The sequence below is a fragment of the Pseudomonas sp. BE134 genome (assembly GCF_031456105.1).
In the GTDB taxonomy this organism is placed as follows: domain Bacteria; phylum Pseudomonadota; class Gammaproteobacteria; order Pseudomonadales; family Pseudomonadaceae; genus Aquipseudomonas.
Window position 1 is genome coordinate 35,941 of the sequence record NZ_JAVDUA010000004.1, and the last position, 17,206, is coordinate 53,146.

Here is a 17,206-nt window from a genome sequence, read left to right on the forward strand (position 1 = left end):
CATCGCGGGCAAGCCCGCTCCCACAGTGAGTTGTGGGGTTAGTGCTGCAGGTGGTAGATGGCATTGGCCAGTGCGATGTCTTCCAGGCCCAGACCGATGGAGCGGAAGAACACCGGCCGGTCGTAGTCAGGGCGTTGTACCTTGCCGCTCAGCAGCTCGGGCAGGTCGCCCCGAATCAAGCGCAGGTCCCAGCCATGTTGTTCGCCTGCGATCAGCATCTCACCTGCGGAGCCCGGCGTGGTCAGGCGATAGTCACAGAACACTTGCATGTCATTGAGGCTCTGCGGTGGCACTTCGTGGGCGCGCGGGGCGTTGGTGCTGATGGAGGTGATCAGCGCCGGTTTGCTCAAGCTTGACGGGTCGATCACCGGGCCTGCGGACGAGGTGCACAGCATGATTACGTCGGCGTCTTGAATTGCCGCTTCGCGACTGTCGACGATGGTCAGGCGTGGATCGAGGCTGTTGATCTGAGCCAATGCTTCAGGATTCTTGTTGCTCAGGCTCGGCGAATACAGGGTGATGCTTTGCCAGTCACGCAGATGCTTGACGTAGTGAAGATGCGCCTGGGCGACTTTGCCGCTGCCGATGATCGCCAGACGCTGCGCTGCCAACGGGGCGAGTGCATCGACAGCTACCGCGGTGGTTGCGGCCGTGCGTGCGGTGGTCAACTCACCTGCATCGCACAGCAGCAATGGCTGGCCGGTCTGCATCGACATCAGCAGGGTCCACGCAGTCACCAGTGGGCCTTGTTCGCGCACGATATACGGCGAGGTTTTAACCCCGTAGACACCATCTTTCGCCAGCACGCCGAGGTAGTTGATGAAGTCTCCAGCGCCCTGAGGGAACTCCACCAGTTGCTGCGCCGGTTGTACGGCCTGGCCGGCGGCCAGGTCGCGGAACAGCTTGCGCAGGATCTGCGGCACGTCGACTTTCTCCAGCAGTTCGCGGGCCTGGGATTGGTTGATTACGTAAGGCGTACTGGACATGGCTGGCTCCGGGCGCTGAACTAAACTAATTTGTCCATTATGGACATTTAGTTGTGTTGGGCAAGCTCTTGTAAAAAATCGGGGCAAAAAAAAAGCGCAGTCCGTTTCCGGCTGCGCCTCTTTCTGCAAATTCCCGGTTATGGGCGTTTGCGCTCAACCGCCCGCAGTAGATGCGTCGGTGGTGTTTCACAGCTGATCTTGCGACCCAGCAACGCCTCGATGGACGGTAACTGGTAGGAGTCATCTTCACCGGCGAAGCTGATGGACACGCCATCGGCGCCTGCGCGACCGGTACGACCGATGCGGTGTACGTAGTCGTCCGGGACTTCCGGCAGGGTGAAGTTGATCACGTGGCTGATGCCGTCGATGTGAATGCCGCGACCGGCGACATCGGTGGCGACCAGTACGCGAATCTTGCCTTCGCGGAAACCTTCAAGGGTCTTGATACGCTTGTGCTGCGGCACATCGCCGGACAGTTGCGCGGCGTTGACGCCGTCACGCACCAGGCGTTCTTCAATGCGGCGTACCTCATCCTTGCGGTTGGCGAACACCATCACCCGCTCCCAGCCATTGTCGTTGACCAGGTTGTAGAGCAGTTTGTACTTGTCGGCACCGGCGACGGCGTAAATGTGCTGCTCGACGTTTTCGCTCGCCACGTTCTGCGCTTCGATCTCGACGATCGAAGGCTCGGTGGTCCATTGCTTGGCGAGGTTCATCACGTCTTCGGTGAAGGTCGCGGAGAACAGCAGTGTCTGACGCTCGTTCTTCGGCGGCGTCTGGCGAATGATCTGACGCACTTGTGGGATGAAACCCATGTCGAGCATCCGGTCGGCTTCGTCCAGCACCATGACTTCGACCATGTCCAAATGCACGTCGCCACGCTGGTTGAAGTCGAGTAAACGGCCCGGAGTGGCCACGAGGATGTCGCAGTGACGGGCTTCGAGGTGCTTGAGCTGCTTGTCGAAATCCATGCCGCCGACAAACGTCATGACGTTGAGGCCGGTGTATTTGGTCAGGTCGGCAGCGTCCTTGGCGATCTGCACCACCAGTTCGCGGGTTGGCGCAATGATCAGCGCTCGCGGCTCACCCATGTAGCGCTCTTTCGGCGGCGGGGTTTGCAGCAGCTGGGTGATGATCGAAATCAGGAACGCGGCCGTTTTGCCGGTGCCGGTCTGGGCGCGACCGATGGCGTCTTTGCCCGCCAGGGTGAAGCCAAGCACCTGCGCCTGGATCGGTGTGCAGTACGGGAAGCCCAGGTCCTGGATGGCGTGCATCAGTTCCGGGGCGAGTTTGAAATCGTGGAAGCGGGTTTTGCCTTCCAGGGGTTCGACGACGAAGTCTTCGAGTTTCCAGGGGATGACGGGTGCCTTGGGCTTGGGTTCGCGACGCGGTTTTGCCGGTTTCGGCGCTTCGCTACGCGGCTGTTCAGAGGCAACGTCCGGGGCAGGTTGGGTGGCCGGTGTGGTCATTGGCTCGTGTTTCGGTACCGCTGCGGTTGCGGTCCGGCCAGGCTGATTACCGTCGGTGCGGTGGCTGGGAGTATGAGACGGAGCGCTGGGAACTGGCGCGAGCTGCTCAGTCTCGCTTTTACCGAACATTTTCTTGAGTGCTTTGAGCACGGTCATCTCATCAATTGGTTAAGGAATGTACGCCGGCCAGTGTAATGCAAGAATCGGGCGCGGCGTAGTGGGATGATCAATGGGCTGCGTTTGGCATCACGGTTAACGCAAACGCTCGGCAAGCCAGACGCCGATGTCGCGAATCTCTTCGGGTAACACTTCGTGGCCCATTGGGTATTCTTGCCATGTCACGGTGACACCACGTTGCTTCAAATACTCGTAAGCGCTGCGGCCCATGGAGTTCTGAACCACATCATCGTATTGACCGTGCAAAGACAGCACCGGAATACGCTGCTGGCTGGCTGAAAGTTCGAGTTCATCGCTGAACGTGGGCGCGTAGGTGGAGAGGGCAAGTACGCCACCCAACGGCCCCTGCCATTTCAGGAACGCGGTGTGTAATACCACGGCTCCACCTTGGGAAAAGCCTGCGAGAAAAATTCGCGAAGCGTCTATTCCGCTGGATCGCTGCTCTTCGATCAGCACTGTGAGCATGTTTGCCGACTCTTCCAGCTGCTCGCGACTGATCGCGCGTGCCGGGCTCATGGCCAATATGTCGTACCAGCTCGGCATCTCGTAACCACCGTTAATGGTGACTGCGCGGGTGGGCGCCTGAGGCAGAACGAAGCGGGTGGTCAGCAGGCTTTCCTGCAAAATTTCCGCCACGGGCAGAAAGTCGTAGCGGTCGGCGCCCACGCCGTGCAGCCAGATTACGCAGGCGTCTACGGGCTTGCCGGGCTGAAGAATCAGGGGCTGGGTCATGGGTGCTCCATTGTTGTGCGTGCGCGCTCAATCAGTGCGTGATCCGAGTGCGCCGTCAGTTGATCAGTTAATTAGATGTCGCAAGGTTACAAGTTTTGCTATTGACCTGCTTCGCATTTGCTTTGGCGAGCGGTCTGGTACGGGCTTTGCTAATAAGAAGCGGTGCAACCCATCTCGCGCCTTGCGGTAACACTATCAGTGTACTGCTGGTCGCGGGATAGCAAAGAATCCGGTGATGGATGTTCGCCAGTGGCCGTTACGGGCTTCGCGAACGTGAAAGGGCTACAGCCCGTTCGGCCGATTGGTGAGAAGTGAGTTATCCATGATGTGGATGTTCTCCTAACTAGACTCATAGCGCAGGTCCGACGTCGGTTGACCCCAAAAAAAGCCAAAACGGGTCGATTACGCCTCAAAAGGGTGCGACAGGACTCAGCTCCGACACAACAAGAGCAAAACTGGAGGTTTGAATGAAGATGTTGAAATCCACCCTGGCTATCGTGACTGCAGCCGCAGTACTCGGTATCAGCGGGTTCGCTCAGGCGGGTGCAACCCTGGATGCAGTGCAGAAAAAAGGTTTCGTACAGTGTGGTGTGAGTGACGGTCTGCCGGGCTTCTCGGTTCCGGACTCCACGGGCAAGATCGTCGGTATCGATGCTGACTATTGCCGTGCTGTAGCGGCGGCCATTTTCGGCGACGCGACCAAAGTCAAATTCAGTCAGTTGAACGCCAAAGAGCGTTTCACCGCGCTGCAGTCGGGCGAAATCGACATTCTGTCGCGCAACACCACCATGACCAGCTCCCGTGACTCGGGCATGGGCCTGAAGTTTCCTGGCTTTATCACCTACTACGACGGCATCGGCTTCCTGGTTAACAACAAGCTGGGCGTCAAGAGTGCCAAGGAACTGGACGGTGCAACCATCTGCATCCAGGCCGGTACCACCACCGAGCTGAACGTTTCCGACTACTTCCGCGGTAACGGTCTGAAATACACCCCGATCACTTTCGACACCTCCGACGAAAGCGCCAAGTCGCTGGAATCCGGTCGTTGCGACGTTCTGACTTCCGACAAGTCCCAGCTGTTTGCCCAGCGCAGCAAGCTGGCCTCGCCGAAGGATTACGTGGTACTGCCGGAAACCATCTCCAAGGAGCCTCTGGGCCCGGTCGTGCGTAATGGCGACGACGAGTGGCTGGCCATCGCGCGCTGGGTTGGCTACGCCATGCTCAACGCTGAGGAGGCCGGCATCACTTCGAAAAACGTCGAAGCTGAAGCCAAGTCCACCAAGAACCCTGACGTTGCCCGTCTGCTGGGTACCGATGGTGAATACGGCAAAGACCTGAAAGTGAAAAAGGACTGGGTCGTCCAGATCGTCAAACAAGTCGGCAACTATGGCGAAGTGTTCGAGAAAAACCTCGGCAAGAACACTCCGCTGGAAATCGACCGCGGGCTGAACGCCTTGTGGAACGCTGGCGGCATTCAATACGCACCACCAGTGCGCTGATGGTTCTATCACCCGGCGGGCCAACCGCCGGGTGATGTTCTGTTCCATTACATCCGGGGCACTTCATGCAAAATTCAATCGGCGCACCAAAGCAGAGGCTCAGCCTCAGCGATCCTAAAGTGCGTGCGTGGGTATTTCAGATCATCACCATTGTGGCGGTGGTCTCGATGGGCTGGTATCTGTTCGACAACACACAGACCAACCTTCAACACCGGGGCATTACCTCCGGTTTCGACTTTCTGGAGCGCAGTGCCGGTTTCGGCATCGCTCAAACCCTGATCGACTACACCGAATCGGACAGCTATGCCCGGGTGTTTGTCATCGGCCTGCTCAATACGTTGCTGGTGACCTTCATCGGCGTAATCCTGGCGACGATCCTCGGGTTTATCGTCGGGGTGTCACGACTGTCCAAGAACTGGATCATCGCCAAGCTGGCAACTGTTTATGTGGAAGTCTTCCGCAATATTCCGCCACTGCTGCAAATCCTGTTCTGGTACTTCGCGGTATTCCTGACCATGCCGGGGCCGCGCAACAGCCATAACTTCGGCGACACCTTCTTCGTCAGCAGTCGCGGCCTGAACATGCCCGCAGCATTGATCGCGGACGGTTTCTGGCCGTTTGTGGTCAGCATCGTTGTGGCCATTGTCGCCATCGTGCTGATGAGCCGTTGGGCGACCAAACGCTTCGAAGCGACGGGCGTGCCGTTCCACAAGTTCTGGGTCGGCCTGGCGCTGTTTCTGGTGATTCCTGCGCTGTGCGCTTTGATCTTCGGCGCGCCTGTGCATTGGGAGATGCCGGAGCTCAAGGGTTTCAACTTCGTCGGTGGCTGGGTGCTGATCCCGGAACTGCTGGCATTGACCCTGGCCTTGACGGTGTACACCGCGGCATTCATCGCCGAGATCGTGCGCTCGGGCATCAAGTCGGTCAGCCACGGCCAGACCGAAGCGGCGCACTCGCTCGGCCTGCGCAACGGTCCGACCCTGCGCAAGGTCATCATCCCGCAAGCCCTGCGCGTGATTATTCCACCGCTCACCAGCCAATACCTGAACCTGGCGAAGAACTCCTCGCTGGCGGCCGGTATCGGTTATCCGGAAATGGTTTCGTTGTTTGCCGGTACGGTGCTGAACCAGACCGGGCAGGCGATCGAGGTGATTGCGATCACCATGAGCGTGTACCTGGCGATCAGTATCAGCATTTCCCTGCTGATGAACTGGTACAACAAGCGCATTGCGCTGATCGAGCGGTAAGGAAAAGCGCATGAGCACTCATACTTTCAAACCTGACATGCCGCCACCGAACCGCAGTATCGGTGTCGTGGCGTGGATGCGCGCCAACATGTTCTCCAGCTGGATCAACACCCTGCTGACCCTGTTTGCGTTCTACCTGATTTACCTGGTTATCCCGCCGATCCTGCACTGGGCAATCCTTGATGCCAACTGGGTTGGCACCAGCCAGGCTGACTGCACCAAGGAGGGCGCCTGCTGGGTGTTCATCCAGCAGCGTTTTGGTCAGTTCATGTACGGCTACTACCCGCCGGAACTACGCTGGCGCGTGGACCTGACCGTGTGGCTGGCAGTCATTGGCGTGGCGCCCCTGTTCATCTCGCGTTTTCACCATAAAGCGGTGTATGGCCTGAGCTTCCTGGTGCTGTACCCGATCATTTCGTGGTGCCTGCTGCACGGTGGCGTATTGGGCTTGAGCACCGTGGCGACCAGCCAATGGGGCGGCCTGATGCTGACCCTGGTGATTGCGACGGTCGGTATCGCTGGCGCTCTGCCGCTGGGTATTGTCTTGGCATTGGGCCGTCGTTCGAACATGCCGGCTATTCGTGTGGTCTGCGTGACCTTTATCGAATTCTGGCGCGGCGTGCCGTTGATCACGGTGCTGTTCATGTCTTCGGTGATGTTGCCGTTGTTCCTGCCCGAAGGCATGAACTTCGACAAATTGTTGCGGGCGCTGATCGGCGTGATCCTGTTCCAGTCGGCCTACGTGGCCGAAGTGGTGCGCGGTGGTCTGCAAGCGATTCCGAAAGGTCAATACGAAGCCGCAGCCGCGATGGGCCTCGGTTACTGGCGCAGCATGGGCCTGGTGATTCTGCCGCAAGCCCTGAAGCTGGTGATCCCAGGCATCGTCAACACCTTCATTGCGCTGTTCAAGGACACAAGCCTGGTGATCATCATCGGCCTGTTCGACCTGCTCAACAGCGTCAAACAAGCCGCCGCCGACCCGAAATGGTTGGGCATGGCCACTGAAGGCTACGTGTTCGCGGCCCTGGTGTTCTGGATTTTCTGTTTTGGTATGTCCCGCTATTCCATGCATTTGGAACGCAAGCTGGATACTGGCCACAAGCGTTAGGAGTTTTGTGATGAGTGAAGCAATCAAAAAGCCTGTGAGCCCTGAAGGCATTATTCAGATGCAGGGCGTCAACAAGTGGTACGGCCAGTTCCACGTCTTGAAAGACATCAACCTGAACGTCAAGCAGGGCGAGCGTATCGTGTTGTGCGGCCCGTCGGGTTCCGGCAAGTCCACCACCATCCGTTGCCTCAACCGGCTGGAAGAACACCAGCAGGGGCGCATCGTGGTCGACGGCGTGGAACTGACCAACGACCTCAAGCAGATCGAATCGGTCCGCCGTGAAGTCGGCATGGTGTTCCAGCACTTCAACCTGTTCCCGCACCTGACCATCCTGCAGAACTGCACACTGGCGCCGATGTGGGTACGCAAAATGCCCAAGCGTCAGGCTGAGGAAATCGCCATGCACTACCTGGAGCGCGTACGCATTCCGGAGCAGGCGCATAAATTCCCGGGGCAACTGTCCGGTGGTCAGCAACAGCGTGTGGCGATTGCCCGCGCGCTGTGCATGAAGCCGAAAATCATGCTGTTCGACGAACCGACTTCGGCGCTCGACCCCGAGATGGTGAAAGAGGTGCTGGACACCATGATCGGCTTGGCGGAAGACGGCATGACCATGCTCTGCGTGACGCACGAAATGGGCTTTGCCCGCACCGTGGCCAACCGTGTGATCTTCATGGACAAGGGTGAAATCGTCGAACAAGCGGCGCCGAACGACTTCTTCGATAACCCGCAGAACGAGCGGACCAAGATGTTCCTGAGCCAGATTCTGCATTGATCGAAGCTTGGCGGTGAAATAAACCCGGACAATGTTCCGGGTTTATTTTTGGCTGAGATTTGAGGTCAGGACGCTAGTACAGTTTCCTGCTCCGGGAAGCGTGCCGCCAGCAATCTCTTCAAGTCGGAACCTTCGTTCATGGCTTGTATTTCAGCCAGCAGGTGAGGATGCCGATCCAGCAGGCACATCAGCGTAAACAACGCTTGAGGAGGTGGAATTTCGCCGCGCTCGTAGCGGGAAAAAGCGTTGTGACCCGCGCCCGACAGCAATTTAACAGCGTCTTTTTGTGTGAGATGCAGTTTGCGGCGGATACGTTTCATCTCCGCAGCCATCACTTGGAAGTAGTTTTCAAGCAATTGATCGCTGGCGTCGGAGTAGCGCTCGGCGCTGTCGGTGTCGTGATCAAATTCGATTTCACCGCAGACCTGGCATTCCCATCCGACGATGTCGTGCACCAGCCGAGCTACCTGTTTGTAGTCGACAGTGAGCGTGCGTCCTTCAAAGTGATGCATGCCGTTGTGAGTGCCACAACTGACGCATTGTTGAGTTTTCATTGATTCTTCTCCTTGAAGGAGATCACCGGATGCCCACCGCCGGGGCGGTAAGTCACTTTGATGTAAATCTCCCGATGCTGGAATGTTAGGTGGTACACGTCCTGCCAAACCCGATGATCGCCATAGGTAGTCATCGACTTGTGCAGCATCCGGTACTCCAGCAGGTAAATAATTTGAAGCATCTGACGGATGCTCAAGGACATTTTTCGGCCGCCTTCCCGAGCGGTCATTGTGAATGCTTTGCTTCCCATCCTGCGGACTTCTGCCTTGACCACCGCCAAGTCGTAATGGGGTGTGTTCTTTTCCATAAGAAGCCAAAAACCCTATCCCTTAAATTACCCTTAAAGGGTAATTTTGACCAATCGAAAATCCCGCTCCTTTTCCTGCCCTTAGACGGTAGGTGGTTGCCGTCCTACATGAAGCTGACTAACATGTCAGAAAATTCATCCTATGATTGGATGAAAGGGCGAATCCTATGTCAGACATTTCTCCATTGACCAAGCGATCCTTGGTCGACCAGGCGCTTGACCAACTGCGCCGGCGCATTAACGACGGCGTCTGGGTCGTCGGCCAGCGCTTGCCTACCGAGCCGGAACTGGCGACCGAGTTGGGCATCAGCCGCAACACCGTGCGCGAAGCCATGCGGGTGTTGGCATTTTCCGGGTTGATCGACATCCGTCAGGGCGACGGCAGCTACCTGCGAGCCGTCATTGATCCGCTGGACACCCTGAAAGCGTTGTCCCGGTGTTCCCACGAGCAGGCCCGTGAGACACGGCACATCCTTGAAGTCGAAGCCATCGGACTTGCGGCGTTGCGCCGAACCGAGGAAGACCTGGTGGCCTTGCGCGAAGCGCTCGGGGTCAGCGGCAGCCACTATCACGGCGATCTCGACAGTTACATCGCCTGCGACCTGGTGTTCCACCGTCGTCTGGTGGATGCCGCGCACAACCCGACGCTCAGCGAGCTGTATCGCTATTTCTCCAGCGTCGTCGGCGCGCAATTGCGCCAGACCTTGAATATCACCCCGCGACGCCAGGAAGTATTCGACCTGCACATCGAACTGCTGGATGCCGTCGAGCAACGGGACCCGGAACGGGCCAAAGCCCTGTCGAGGCAATTGATCAATGAACCTTGAAACCGAGAAGTCCATGCCCAGTAGCGATCGCGACCTCATTCACCCCAAGCGCACGGCGGAACTCGAAGAGCTGCTGATCGATGCCGAGGCCGATGACGAACAGGTCCAGCAGAGCCACCCGATCCTGCGTCGGCCATGGCTGTTGTTACTGGGGCTGATCCTCGTGGCGTTGAACCTGCGCCCGGCACTGTCGAGCATGGCGCCGATGCTCAGCGAGATCTCGAAGACCCTCGGTCTGTCGGCTGCGCAAGCCGGTTTGCTGACGACATTGCCGGTCTTGTGCCTTGGCTTGTTCGCGCCATTGGCGCCGGTGCTGGCGCGCCGTTTTGGCGCAGAGCGGGTGGTGTTGGGGATTCTGCTGACGCTGGCGGGCGGAATCATTTTGCGCAGCTCGTTTGGCGAGGTCGGCTTGTTTGCCGGTAGCGTGCTGGCGGGTGCAAGCATCGGTGTGATCGGTGTGTTGTTGCCGGGCATCGTCAAGCGCGACTTCCCGAAGCAGGCCGGCACCATGACTGGTGTCTACACCATGGCGTTGTGTTTGGGGGCCGCGATGGCAGCCGGCGCAACCGTGCCGTTGAGTGAACATTTCGACAAGAGCTGGGCTATGGGCCTGGGCTTCTGGGTACTGCCGGCGCTGGTCGCGGCGATCTTCTGGTTGCCGCAAGTGGGTGGACAGAAGCACGGCACACACAACGTCGCTTACCGCGTTCGCGGACTGCTGCGCGATCCGCTGGCCTGGCAAGTGACCTTGTACATGGGCCTGCAATCGTCCCTGGCCTACATCGTATTTGGCTGGTTGCCGTCGATCCTGATTGGTCGCGGTCTGACACCGACTCAGGCTGGTCTGGTGTTGTCCGGTTCGGTGATCGTCCAGTTGGCCAGTTCGCTCGTGGCGCCTTGGCTGGCGACACGCGGCAAGGATCAGCGGTTGGCCATTGTCGTGGTCATGGTGTTGACCCTCGGCGGTCTGTTCGGCTGTCTTTATGCGCCGATTGAAGGCCTGTGGGGCTGGGCGATTCTGCTGGGTCTGGGGCAGGGCGCTACGTTCAGTCTGGCGTTGACCCTGATCGTGCTGCGTTCGCGCGATTCTCATGTCGCGGCCAACCTGTCGAGCATGGCCCAGGGTTTCGGCTACACCCTGGCATCGATGGGGCCGTTCGCGGTCGGTATCGTGCATGACTGGACTGGCGGCTGGACGGCGGTGGGCTGGATCTTCGGCGTGATCGGCCTCAGTGCGATCATCGCCGGCCTCGGCGCCGGGCGTTCGCTGTACGTTCAGGTCGAAAGCGAAAAGGTCTGATGCCTCCCGCACTGTCGGTATTCGGCCCACGAATGCCGATAGTGTTTCGCACCGTGGCAGACTATCGTGCAGACCATCTTACGAAGTCATTTTTGCAAGCACAGGGAGTCTGCCCATGAGTGATGCCCACAGCGCATTGATCACCCGGTTTTACCAGGCTTTCCAGCGCCTGGATGCCGAGGCCATGAGCGCCTGCTACACCGACGATGTGGTGTTCAGTGATCCAGCGTTCGGCGAACTGCGCGGCCGCGATGCCGGCGACATGTGGCGCATGCTCACGACCCGGGCCAAGGATTTTTCACTGACTTTCGACAACGTGCGATCTGACGAGCGCGCCGGCGGCGCTCACTGGGTTGCCACCTATCTGTTCAGCCAGACCGGCAACACCGTGGTCAACGACATTCAGGCACGTTTCGTGTTTCGCGATGGCAAGATTTGCGAACATCACGACAGCTTTGATCTGTGGACCTGGTCCCGTCAGGCACTGGGTCTTAAAGGGTTGGTTCTGGGATGGACGCCCCTGGTCAGAAACGCCGTTCGCGCTCAGGCTCTGAAGGGGCTGAAGGCATTCCAGGCCAGTCGCTGATAAGATCGCGGCTTGTTTCCTACAAGCCTTGATCGTCACGTGAGCACCCTGAACGAATCTTCCGACATTGCCGCCGAAGCGACGCTGCCCGCCAGCAAACCCTGGTTCGTCTACCTCGTGCGCGCGGCCAATGGCTCGCTCTACTGCGGGATCAGCGACGATCCCGTGCGTCGCTTCGCTACTCACAAGAGCGGCAAGGGGGCGCGGTTTTTCCTTTCCAGCCCCGCCGTGGCGCTCGTCTACACGGAAATCTGCCGCGACAAAAGTGAAGCGCTGCGTCAGGAGCGACTGATCAAAAAACTCAAAAAAAGCGCCAAGGAATGTCTGGTCGCGAGTGCCGCTGTGGGCTTATCAACCTGACTGATAAGCGTCCATCAGGTAGATCTGTAGGCCGCTTGCTGATTGCGCGTTAAGCTGCGGATTCCTAATCCGTGCGGCGGAGCCGAGCATGTCCGAGTTGATTCTTCATCATTACCCGACGTCCCCTTTTGCTGAAAAGGCTCGCCTGCTGTTGGGTTTCAAAGGGCTGTCCTGGCGCTCGGTGAAAATCTCGCCGGTGATGCCCAAGCCCGATCTGACCGCCTTGACCGGTGGCTACCGCAAGACGCCGGTGTTGCAGATTGGCGCGGATATTTACTGTGACACGTCACTGATCGCCCGTCGCCTTGAGCAGGAAAAAGCCCTGCCCGCGTTCTTCCCGGAAGGTCAGGAAATGATTGCTGCGACTTTCGCGGCCTGGGCTGATTCGGTCGTGTTCCAGCATGCGGTCAGTCTGGTATTTCAGCCGGAATCGATCGCGGTGCGTTTCGGCCATTTGCCACCGGAAGCGATCAAGGCGTTCCTCGTCGACCGCGCTGGCCTGTTCAGCGGTGGCAGCGCTACCAAGTTGCCCACCGAGCAGGCGAAGCATCAATGGCCGACGATCATGGCGCGTCTGGAGCAGCAACTTCAGCGTGAACAGGGTGACTTTTTGTTCGGCGAACCATCGATTGCCGACTTTGCCCTGGCTCATCCAATGTGGTTCCTGAAAGCAACGCCGGTCACTTCACCGCTGGTTGATGCCTATCCGGCTGTTTCGGCCTGGTTTGGGCGGGTGATGGGCTTCGGTCATGGTGCGTCGAGCGAGATGACGTCCGAGGAGGCGCTGGAGGTGGCGCGTAATGCCACGCCAGCCAGGTTGCCGGACGAACAGTTCGACGAGCCGAATGGTTTTGAGACTGGCCAGCAGGTGGTGATCTCCGCCACTGATTATGGTGTTGACCCGGTGGCGGGCGAGTTGCTGTTTGCGGGCACCGAAGAACTGATTCTGCGCCGTGAAGACGAGCGCGGCGGTGTGGTGCATGTGCACTTTCCACGCTTTGGATTCCGCATCGAAAAACACTGATGCCCATACTCTTGTGGTGAGAGGGCAAGGCTCCCTCACCACAAGGGTTGTATGAATTATTTCAGTGCGGCGAGGATGGCGTCCGGGTCATACCCGCGAATCAGCGTGCCGTTCACGTCGATGATCGGAATCCCTCCACCACCCAGCGCGTCATAAGCCGTGCGCGCCTCGGTGTCTTTCTCGATATCGAATTCCTTGTACGGAATGCCTTTCTGATCGAGAAAGCGCCGGGTCAGTTTGCAGTAACCGCACCAGTCAGTGGCATAGAGCACGACGTTGGCCTTGGCCTGTGTTTGCTCCGACACCACTTGCGAAGGGTTGAACACCCGCTCGATCTTGCCCCAGTTCTGATAAACCACGACCACCAGCAAGATCAGCAGGAATTTTTTGAGGATGCCGTTGAGCATTAGTTGCGTCGCTTGAGCTGATCGGTCAACTGCGTCGGCAGGCCCTTGATGATCAGCGTGCCGGCTTCTTCGTCGTACTCGATCTTCGAACCCAGCAGGTGCGCTTCAAAGCTGATGGACAGGCCTTCCGCACGACCGGTGAAGCGACGGAATTGATTCAGGGTGCGCTTGTCCGCCGGAATTTCCGGGGACAGGCCGTAATCCTTGTTGCGGATGTGATCGTAGAACGCTTTCGGGCGCTCTTCGTCGATCAGCTCCGAGAGTTCTTCCAGGCCCATGGGCTCGCCGAGCTTGGCCTGACTGCTGGCGTAATCCACCAGGGTCTTGGTTTTCTCGCGGGCGGACTCTTCCGGCAGGTCTTCACTTTCTACGAAGTCGCTGAAAGCCTTGAGCAGGGTGCGGGTTTCGCCAGGGCCGTCGACACCTTCCTGGCAGCCGATGAAGTCGCGGAAATACTCCGACACCTTCTTGCCGTTTTTGCCTTTGATGAACGAAATGTACTGCTTGGACTGCTTGTTGTTTTGCCACTCGGACACGTTGATTCGCGCCGCCAGGTGCAACTGGCCCAAATCCAGGTGCCGGGACGGGGTGACATCCAGCTGATCGGTCACTGCAACGCCTTCACTGTGGTGCAGGAGGGCGATCGCCAGGTAATCGGTCATGCCTTGCTGGTAATGCGCGAATAGCACGTGGCCGCCCACTGAGAGGTTCGACTCTTCCATCAGCTTTTGCAGATGTTCCACCGCTACCCGGCTGAAGGCCGTGAAGTCCTTGCCGCCCTCGAAGTATTCCTTCAGCCAGCCGCTGAACGGGTGCGCCCCGGATTCGGCATGGAAAAAACCCCAGGCCTTGCCTTGTTTGGCGTTATAGCTTTCGTTGAGGTCGGCCAGCATGTTCTCGATGGCGCTCGACTCGGCCAGTTCGGAGTCGCGGGCGTGAAGAACTGCGGGCGTGCCGTCGGGTTTTTTGTCGATCAGGTGGACGATGCAATGACGGATCGGCATGGGCTTCTCGGCTGATTGAAGAGAGGAGGGCGTGCTCCCCGAAAAAGTGCCAAGTGTACCGTATCCACTCGTTTGGGCGCGGCATGAAGGGCAAATCCGGGGTGACCGGCGGTGCTTATGCGTTTTTTTCCCGATTTAGAGCAATAAAGCTGACCAAATGGGTAGCTAGAGGCGGATATTTCCCCGTCGCTGTGCTAGTTTTGCCCGGTCTTACGCGAAGTCACTGCGTTAAGCGTGCATTCAGCATTTGTCAGGTCGAACCAAACCCTGATTTCGGCATCTATAACCCCGATCCAGTGGTTATTGGCCGAGGGTGCCAGATCCAGAAGATCGGGCTCGATGGCTGACACTGCACTCTGCAATCCATATGAATTTGATAGGGAAGGAACACTACATGGCTCTTACTAAAGACCAACTGATCGCCGACATCGCTGAAGCTATCGACGCGCCAAAAACCACCGCGCGTAACGCTCTGGACCAACTGGGCCAAATCGTTGCTGATCAGCTGGAAAACGGCGGCGAAATCACTCTGCCAGGTATCGGCAAACTGAAAGTGACTGAGCGTCCTGCCCGTACTGGCCGTAACCCTTCGACTGGCGCTGCCATCGAAATCGCTGCCAAGAAAGTTATCAAGCTGGTTGTGGCCAAAGGCCTGACTGACGCTGTTAACAAGTAAGACTTGTTATAAAAAAACCGTGCTCCGGAGCAATCCGGGCACGGTTTTTTTGTGTCTGCGATTTACTACCAACAGCGCTAAACCAATGTGGGAGCGAGCCTGCTCGCGAAAGCGATCTGACATTCAGCATCAATGTCGGCTGGGACGGCCCCTTCGTCGGAACGCCGCCCGGAGCCGGCTCGCTCCCACAGTTGATTTGTGTCGGTCAGTTACTCAGCTTTTTTTAACCCAGCGTTCGCGCCAGACTTTTTGCTCGGATTTGGTCTGGAACGTCCAGGCGACGAAGCGGCTTTGCTTCTGGCCTTGGGACATTTCCACCACCTGACTTTCCAGCACGCCAGCCTTTTTCAAGGCTGTCTGGATCGCAGGCAGGTTAGAGGCTTTCGACACCAGGGTGCTGAACCACAGTACTTTGTGCTGGAAACTCGCACTTTCGGCGATCAACTGCGTCACAAACCGCGCTTCGCCACCTTCACACCACAACTCCGCCGATTGGCCGCCGAAGTTCAGCACCGGCAGTTTGCGTTTGGGGTCGGCACGGCCCAGAGCACGCCATTTACGTTCACTGCCCTTGGTCGCTTCATCCATCGAGGCGTGGAACGGCGGATTGCACATGGTCAGGTCAAAACGCTCGCCGGGTTCGAGCAAGCCCAGCAGGATGTGCTTGGGATTGCTTTGCTGGCGCAATTGGATGGCCTTGTTCAGTCCGTTGGACTGCACGATGGCTTTGGCTGCAGCGACGGCCGTCGGGTCGATTTCCGAACCGAGGAAGTGCCAGCGGTAGTCGCTGTAGCCTATCAACGGATAGACGCAGTTGGCGCCCATGCCGATGTCAAGCACCTTGACCGGCGCGCCACGCGGGATCTCGCCGTCATTTACGCTTGCCAGCAGGTCGGCGAGGAAGTGCACGTAATCGGCACGCCCCGGAACCGGAGGGCAAAGGTAATCAGCCGGGATGTCCCAATGCGCGATGCCGTAAAACGACTTGAGCAACGCCCGGTTGAACACACGCACTGCGTCAGGGCTGGCGAAGTCGATGCTTGCCTTGCCGTACGGGTTGATGATCACGAACTTCGCCAGTTCCGGCGTGGTTTTGATCAGCGCCGGGAAGTCGTAACGACCCTGATGGCGGTTGCGCGGGTGCAGGCTGGCCTTTTCACGCGGCTCCACGGCTTTGGCCGGGGTGGCGGTGTCAGGCTTTTTACGCGCAGGTCTTGGTGTGCGGGGGGCGTTCATGGGCGTGGTCGATTCGGGTATGGCTAAAAGTGGCGGGTATTGTCCCACATCTTCGCTTGAAAAACGGCGCTCTACTTCTGGAAATGCGAAGCGTGGTAGCGAGCGCTACTTTTTGTAAAAATAGAATAAGAATGTCGTTAACTATTCCCGATCGTGCTCATAACCTGTTAGTTCTTACAGTAGACGTTATTCTTGGTAGTGCTATTTTCTCTCTTGTGGGCCAAAGCCTCCATTTTATTTAGAACTAAAAAAGGACGTCGAATATGAAAAGTATTTCTGTATTAGTCTGCGCGATTATGGTGTCGGCAAGTGCATTGGCATTTGAAGGGTCTCCTGACCGGAATAATCCTCCTGGTGTTATCCAGACGGAGTCCGGGAAAGGTGTCAATATGTATTATATGGGGGATGGTTTTGGTTATGCCAACCCGCTAACTATTAGCGCCGGGAATCCGTCTTTCAATGTTGGTACTTTGGTTCATATTCAAAATCGGGGGGGTGAACCTACGACCGTGAATGCGACTAATACCAGCTTGGGAGCGCCACTCAAACTTCCTGGGAAATCCGGTGTGGTGTTTAAGTTTGATGGAAAGACTTGGGTGAGCCAAGGTGTCGTTCTATCGGGCGCTGATCTTCCCGATGGCGCTCTTCCTAGTGGGCAGCAGAATGTTGCTCCTGCAAGCGCGCAATAAGTAAGGTCGTGTAACGACTGATCGATTTATGTGTCGATCCAGGAAATAGCTGTACATCTGTTTTTGGGTGGACATTTCTATTCAGAAAGCCTTACTTGTTTAAAGTGGCTTTATTGGCGCTGGCCAACAGATCAGTCGGATGTTCCTTTTCGTGAAGTCGATGCTCTCCTTGCCGTACGGGTGAACCCGTTATGCGTGCTACTAACATAACAACGATTTCAATTATTCCGAATTGGCCTTTA

Annotated in this window: 19 protein-coding genes; 11 read left to right on the plus strand and 8 right to left on the minus strand. The window is 57.7% G+C overall.

Going from position 1 to position 17,206, the window contains the following annotated elements:
* Nucleotides 1–38: 38 nt before the first annotated feature.
* The 3 genes from J2Y56_RS05025 to J2Y56_RS05035 form a co-directional block, all read right to left on the minus strand.
* A complete protein-coding gene (locus J2Y56_RS05025) occupies nucleotides 39–986 on the minus strand; it encodes an ornithine cyclodeaminase family protein (RefSeq protein ID WP_310349001.1) in 948 nt (315 codons plus the stop codon).
* Between the two features lie 137 nt (nucleotides 987–1,123).
* A complete protein-coding gene (rhlB, locus tag J2Y56_RS05030; protein ID WP_310349003.1) occupies nucleotides 1,124–2,611 on the minus strand; it encodes an ATP-dependent RNA helicase RhlB in 1,488 nt (495 codons plus the stop codon).
* A gap of 96 nt (nucleotides 2,612–2,707) precedes the next feature.
* On the minus strand, nucleotides 2,708–3,364 hold the full coding sequence (locus J2Y56_RS05035) for an alpha/beta hydrolase (protein ID WP_310349006.1): 657 nt from the start codon (nucleotides 3,362–3,364) through the stop codon (nucleotides 2,708–2,710).
* A 467-nt stretch (nucleotides 3,365–3,831) separates the two neighbouring features.
* Here J2Y56_RS05035 and J2Y56_RS05040 point away from each other — a divergent pair, with 467 nt between their 5' ends.
* From J2Y56_RS05040 to J2Y56_RS05055, 4 genes are all read left to right on the plus strand, one after another.
* The gene (locus J2Y56_RS05040; RefSeq protein WP_150781603.1) at nucleotides 3,832–4,863 is read left to right on the plus strand and encodes an amino acid ABC transporter substrate-binding protein; all 1,032 of its coding nucleotides are present in this window, start codon (nucleotides 3,832–3,834) and stop codon (nucleotides 4,861–4,863) included.
* Nucleotides 4,864–4,928: 65 nt separating this feature from the next.
* Complete coding sequence (locus J2Y56_RS05045; RefSeq protein WP_150781604.1) at nucleotides 4,929–6,110, plus strand: amino acid ABC transporter permease; 1,182 nt, start codon at nucleotides 4,929–4,931, stop codon at nucleotides 6,108–6,110.
* Nucleotides 6,111–6,120: 10 nt separating this feature from the next.
* Nucleotides 6,121–7,218 carry an amino acid ABC transporter permease gene (locus J2Y56_RS05050; protein ID WP_007944822.1) on the plus strand — a complete coding sequence of 366 codons (1,098 nt, stop codon included), beginning with the start codon at nucleotides 6,121–6,123 and terminating at the stop codon, nucleotides 7,216–7,218.
* Nucleotides 7,219–7,228: 10 nt separating this feature from the next.
* On the plus strand, nucleotides 7,229–7,993 hold the full coding sequence (locus tag J2Y56_RS05055; RefSeq protein ID WP_007944823.1) for an amino acid ABC transporter ATP-binding protein: 765 nt from the start codon (nucleotides 7,229–7,231) through the stop codon (nucleotides 7,991–7,993).
* 65 nt (nucleotides 7,994–8,058) lie between these two features.
* On the opposite strand, the gene J2Y56_RS05060 is transcribed toward J2Y56_RS05055, so the two are convergent.
* Both J2Y56_RS05060 and J2Y56_RS05065 read right to left on the minus strand, forming a co-directional pair.
* On the minus strand, nucleotides 8,059–8,547 hold the full coding sequence (locus tag J2Y56_RS05060) for a type II toxin-antitoxin system MqsA family antitoxin (protein ID WP_007944824.1): 489 nt from the start codon (nucleotides 8,545–8,547) through the stop codon (nucleotides 8,059–8,061).
* On the minus strand, nucleotides 8,544–8,855 hold the full coding sequence (locus J2Y56_RS05065; protein WP_310349010.1) for a type II toxin-antitoxin system MqsR family toxin: 312 nt from the start codon (nucleotides 8,853–8,855) through the stop codon (nucleotides 8,544–8,546). Before J2Y56_RS05065 ends, J2Y56_RS05060 begins: the two co-directional genes overlap by 4 nt.
* 167 nt (nucleotides 8,856–9,022) lie before the next feature.
* Here J2Y56_RS05065 and J2Y56_RS05070 point away from each other — a divergent pair, with 167 nt between their 5' ends.
* The 5 genes from J2Y56_RS05070 to J2Y56_RS05090 all read left to right on the plus strand — a co-directional run bounded on the left by J2Y56_RS05070 (nucleotide 9,023) and on the right by J2Y56_RS05090 (nucleotide 12,952).
* Nucleotides 9,023–9,682 (plus strand): FadR/GntR family transcriptional regulator, encoded by a 660-nt coding sequence (locus tag J2Y56_RS05070; RefSeq protein WP_007944826.1) that lies wholly within the window; start codon nucleotides 9,023–9,025, stop codon nucleotides 9,680–9,682.
* On the plus strand, nucleotides 9,672–10,982 hold the full coding sequence (locus J2Y56_RS05075; protein WP_007944827.1) for a CynX/NimT family MFS transporter: 1,311 nt from the start codon (nucleotides 9,672–9,674) through the stop codon (nucleotides 10,980–10,982). Before J2Y56_RS05070 ends, J2Y56_RS05075 begins: the two co-directional genes overlap by 11 nt.
* 115 nt (nucleotides 10,983–11,097) lie before the next feature.
* Nucleotides 11,098–11,568, plus strand: coding sequence for a nuclear transport factor 2 family protein (locus J2Y56_RS05080; RefSeq protein WP_150781609.1), 471 nt, complete (start codon nucleotides 11,098–11,100; stop codon nucleotides 11,566–11,568).
* A gap of 39 nt (nucleotides 11,569–11,607) precedes the next feature.
* The gene (locus J2Y56_RS05085; protein ID WP_007944830.1) at nucleotides 11,608–11,928 is read left to right on the plus strand and encodes a GIY-YIG nuclease family protein; all 321 of its coding nucleotides are present in this window, start codon (nucleotides 11,608–11,610) and stop codon (nucleotides 11,926–11,928) included.
* 88 nt (nucleotides 11,929–12,016) lie between these two features.
* Complete coding sequence (locus J2Y56_RS05090; protein WP_310349014.1) at nucleotides 12,017–12,952, plus strand: glutathione S-transferase family protein; 936 nt, start codon at nucleotides 12,017–12,019, stop codon at nucleotides 12,950–12,952.
* A gap of 56 nt (nucleotides 12,953–13,008) precedes the next feature.
* Here the strand turns inward: J2Y56_RS05090 and J2Y56_RS05095 are convergent, their stop codons facing one another.
* Nucleotides 13,009–13,359 carry a glutaredoxin family protein gene (locus tag J2Y56_RS05095; RefSeq protein WP_150781612.1) on the minus strand — a complete coding sequence of 117 codons (351 nt, stop codon included), beginning with the start codon at nucleotides 13,357–13,359 and terminating at the stop codon, nucleotides 13,009–13,011.
* The gene (gene yejK / locus J2Y56_RS05100) at nucleotides 13,359–14,363 is read right to left on the minus strand and encodes a nucleoid-associated protein YejK (RefSeq protein WP_007944833.1); all 1,005 of its coding nucleotides are present in this window, start codon (nucleotides 14,361–14,363) and stop codon (nucleotides 13,359–13,361) included. Before yejK ends, J2Y56_RS05095 begins: the two co-directional genes overlap by 1 nt.
* A gap of 394 nt (nucleotides 14,364–14,757) precedes the next feature.
* Between yejK and J2Y56_RS05105 the strand changes: the two genes are divergently transcribed.
* Nucleotides 14,758–15,039, plus strand: a complete 282-nt coding sequence (locus J2Y56_RS05105) for an HU family DNA-binding protein (RefSeq protein ID WP_007905514.1) — start codon at nucleotides 14,758–14,760, stop codon at nucleotides 15,037–15,039.
* Nucleotides 15,040–15,252: 213 nt separating this feature from the next.
* Here the strand turns inward: J2Y56_RS05105 and rlmF are convergent, their stop codons facing one another.
* Nucleotides 15,253–16,275 carry a 23S rRNA (adenine(1618)-N(6))-methyltransferase RlmF gene (gene rlmF, locus J2Y56_RS05110; RefSeq protein ID WP_310349016.1) on the minus strand — a complete coding sequence of 341 codons (1,023 nt, stop codon included), beginning with the start codon at nucleotides 16,273–16,275 and terminating at the stop codon, nucleotides 15,253–15,255.
* Between the two features lie 263 nt (nucleotides 16,276–16,538).
* Here rlmF and J2Y56_RS05115 point away from each other — a divergent pair, with 263 nt between their 5' ends.
* Nucleotides 16,539–16,964 carry a hypothetical protein gene (locus J2Y56_RS05115; protein ID WP_310349018.1) on the plus strand — a complete coding sequence of 142 codons (426 nt, stop codon included), beginning with the start codon at nucleotides 16,539–16,541 and terminating at the stop codon, nucleotides 16,962–16,964.
* Nucleotides 16,965–17,206 lie beyond the last annotated feature (242 nt).

What these genes read in the sequence shown, in the direction of transcription:
- J2Y56_RS05025 (WP_310349001.1), bottom strand. Translation starts at nt 986, where the DNA reads ATGTCCAGTACGCCTTACGTAATCAACCAATCCCAGGCCCGCGAACTG.
- rhlB (WP_310349003.1), bottom strand. Translation starts at nt 2,611, where the DNA reads ATGACCGTGCTCAAAGCACTCAAGAAAATGTTCGGTAAAAGCGAGACT.
- J2Y56_RS05035 (WP_310349006.1), bottom strand. Translation starts at nt 3,364, where the DNA reads ATGACCCAGCCCCTGATTCTTCAGCCCGGCAAGCCCGTAGACGCCTGC.
- J2Y56_RS05040 (WP_150781603.1), top strand. Translation starts at nt 3,832, where the DNA reads ATGAAGATGTTGAAATCCACCCTGGCTATCGTGACTGCAGCCGCAGTA.
- J2Y56_RS05045 (WP_150781604.1), top strand. Translation starts at nt 4,929, where the DNA reads ATGCAAAATTCAATCGGCGCACCAAAGCAGAGGCTCAGCCTCAGCGAT.
- J2Y56_RS05050 (WP_007944822.1), top strand. Translation starts at nt 6,121, where the DNA reads ATGAGCACTCATACTTTCAAACCTGACATGCCGCCACCGAACCGCAGT.
- J2Y56_RS05055 (WP_007944823.1), top strand. Translation starts at nt 7,229, where the DNA reads ATGAGTGAAGCAATCAAAAAGCCTGTGAGCCCTGAAGGCATTATTCAG.
- J2Y56_RS05060 (WP_007944824.1), bottom strand. Translation starts at nt 8,547, where the DNA reads ATGAAAACTCAACAATGCGTCAGTTGTGGCACTCACAACGGCATGCAT.
- J2Y56_RS05065 (WP_310349010.1), bottom strand. Translation starts at nt 8,855, where the DNA reads ATGGAAAAGAACACACCCCATTACGACTTGGCGGTGGTCAAGGCAGAA.
- J2Y56_RS05070 (WP_007944826.1), top strand. Translation starts at nt 9,023, where the DNA reads ATGTCAGACATTTCTCCATTGACCAAGCGATCCTTGGTCGACCAGGCG.
- J2Y56_RS05075 (WP_007944827.1), top strand. Translation starts at nt 9,672, where the DNA reads ATGAACCTTGAAACCGAGAAGTCCATGCCCAGTAGCGATCGCGACCTC.
- J2Y56_RS05080 (WP_150781609.1), top strand. Translation starts at nt 11,098, where the DNA reads ATGAGTGATGCCCACAGCGCATTGATCACCCGGTTTTACCAGGCTTTC.
- J2Y56_RS05090 (WP_310349014.1), top strand. Translation starts at nt 12,017, where the DNA reads ATGTCCGAGTTGATTCTTCATCATTACCCGACGTCCCCTTTTGCTGAA.
- J2Y56_RS05095 (WP_150781612.1), bottom strand. Translation starts at nt 13,359, where the DNA reads ATGCTCAACGGCATCCTCAAAAAATTCCTGCTGATCTTGCTGGTGGTC.
- yejK (WP_007944833.1), bottom strand. Translation starts at nt 14,363, where the DNA reads ATGCCGATCCGTCATTGCATCGTCCACCTGATCGACAAAAAACCCGAC.
- J2Y56_RS05105 (WP_007905514.1), top strand. Translation starts at nt 14,758, where the DNA reads ATGGCTCTTACTAAAGACCAACTGATCGCCGACATCGCTGAAGCTATC.
- rlmF (WP_310349016.1), bottom strand. Translation starts at nt 16,275, where the DNA reads ATGAACGCCCCCCGCACACCAAGACCTGCGCGTAAAAAGCCTGACACC.
- J2Y56_RS05115 (WP_310349018.1), top strand. Translation starts at nt 16,539, where the DNA reads ATGAAAAGTATTTCTGTATTAGTCTGCGCGATTATGGTGTCGGCAAGT.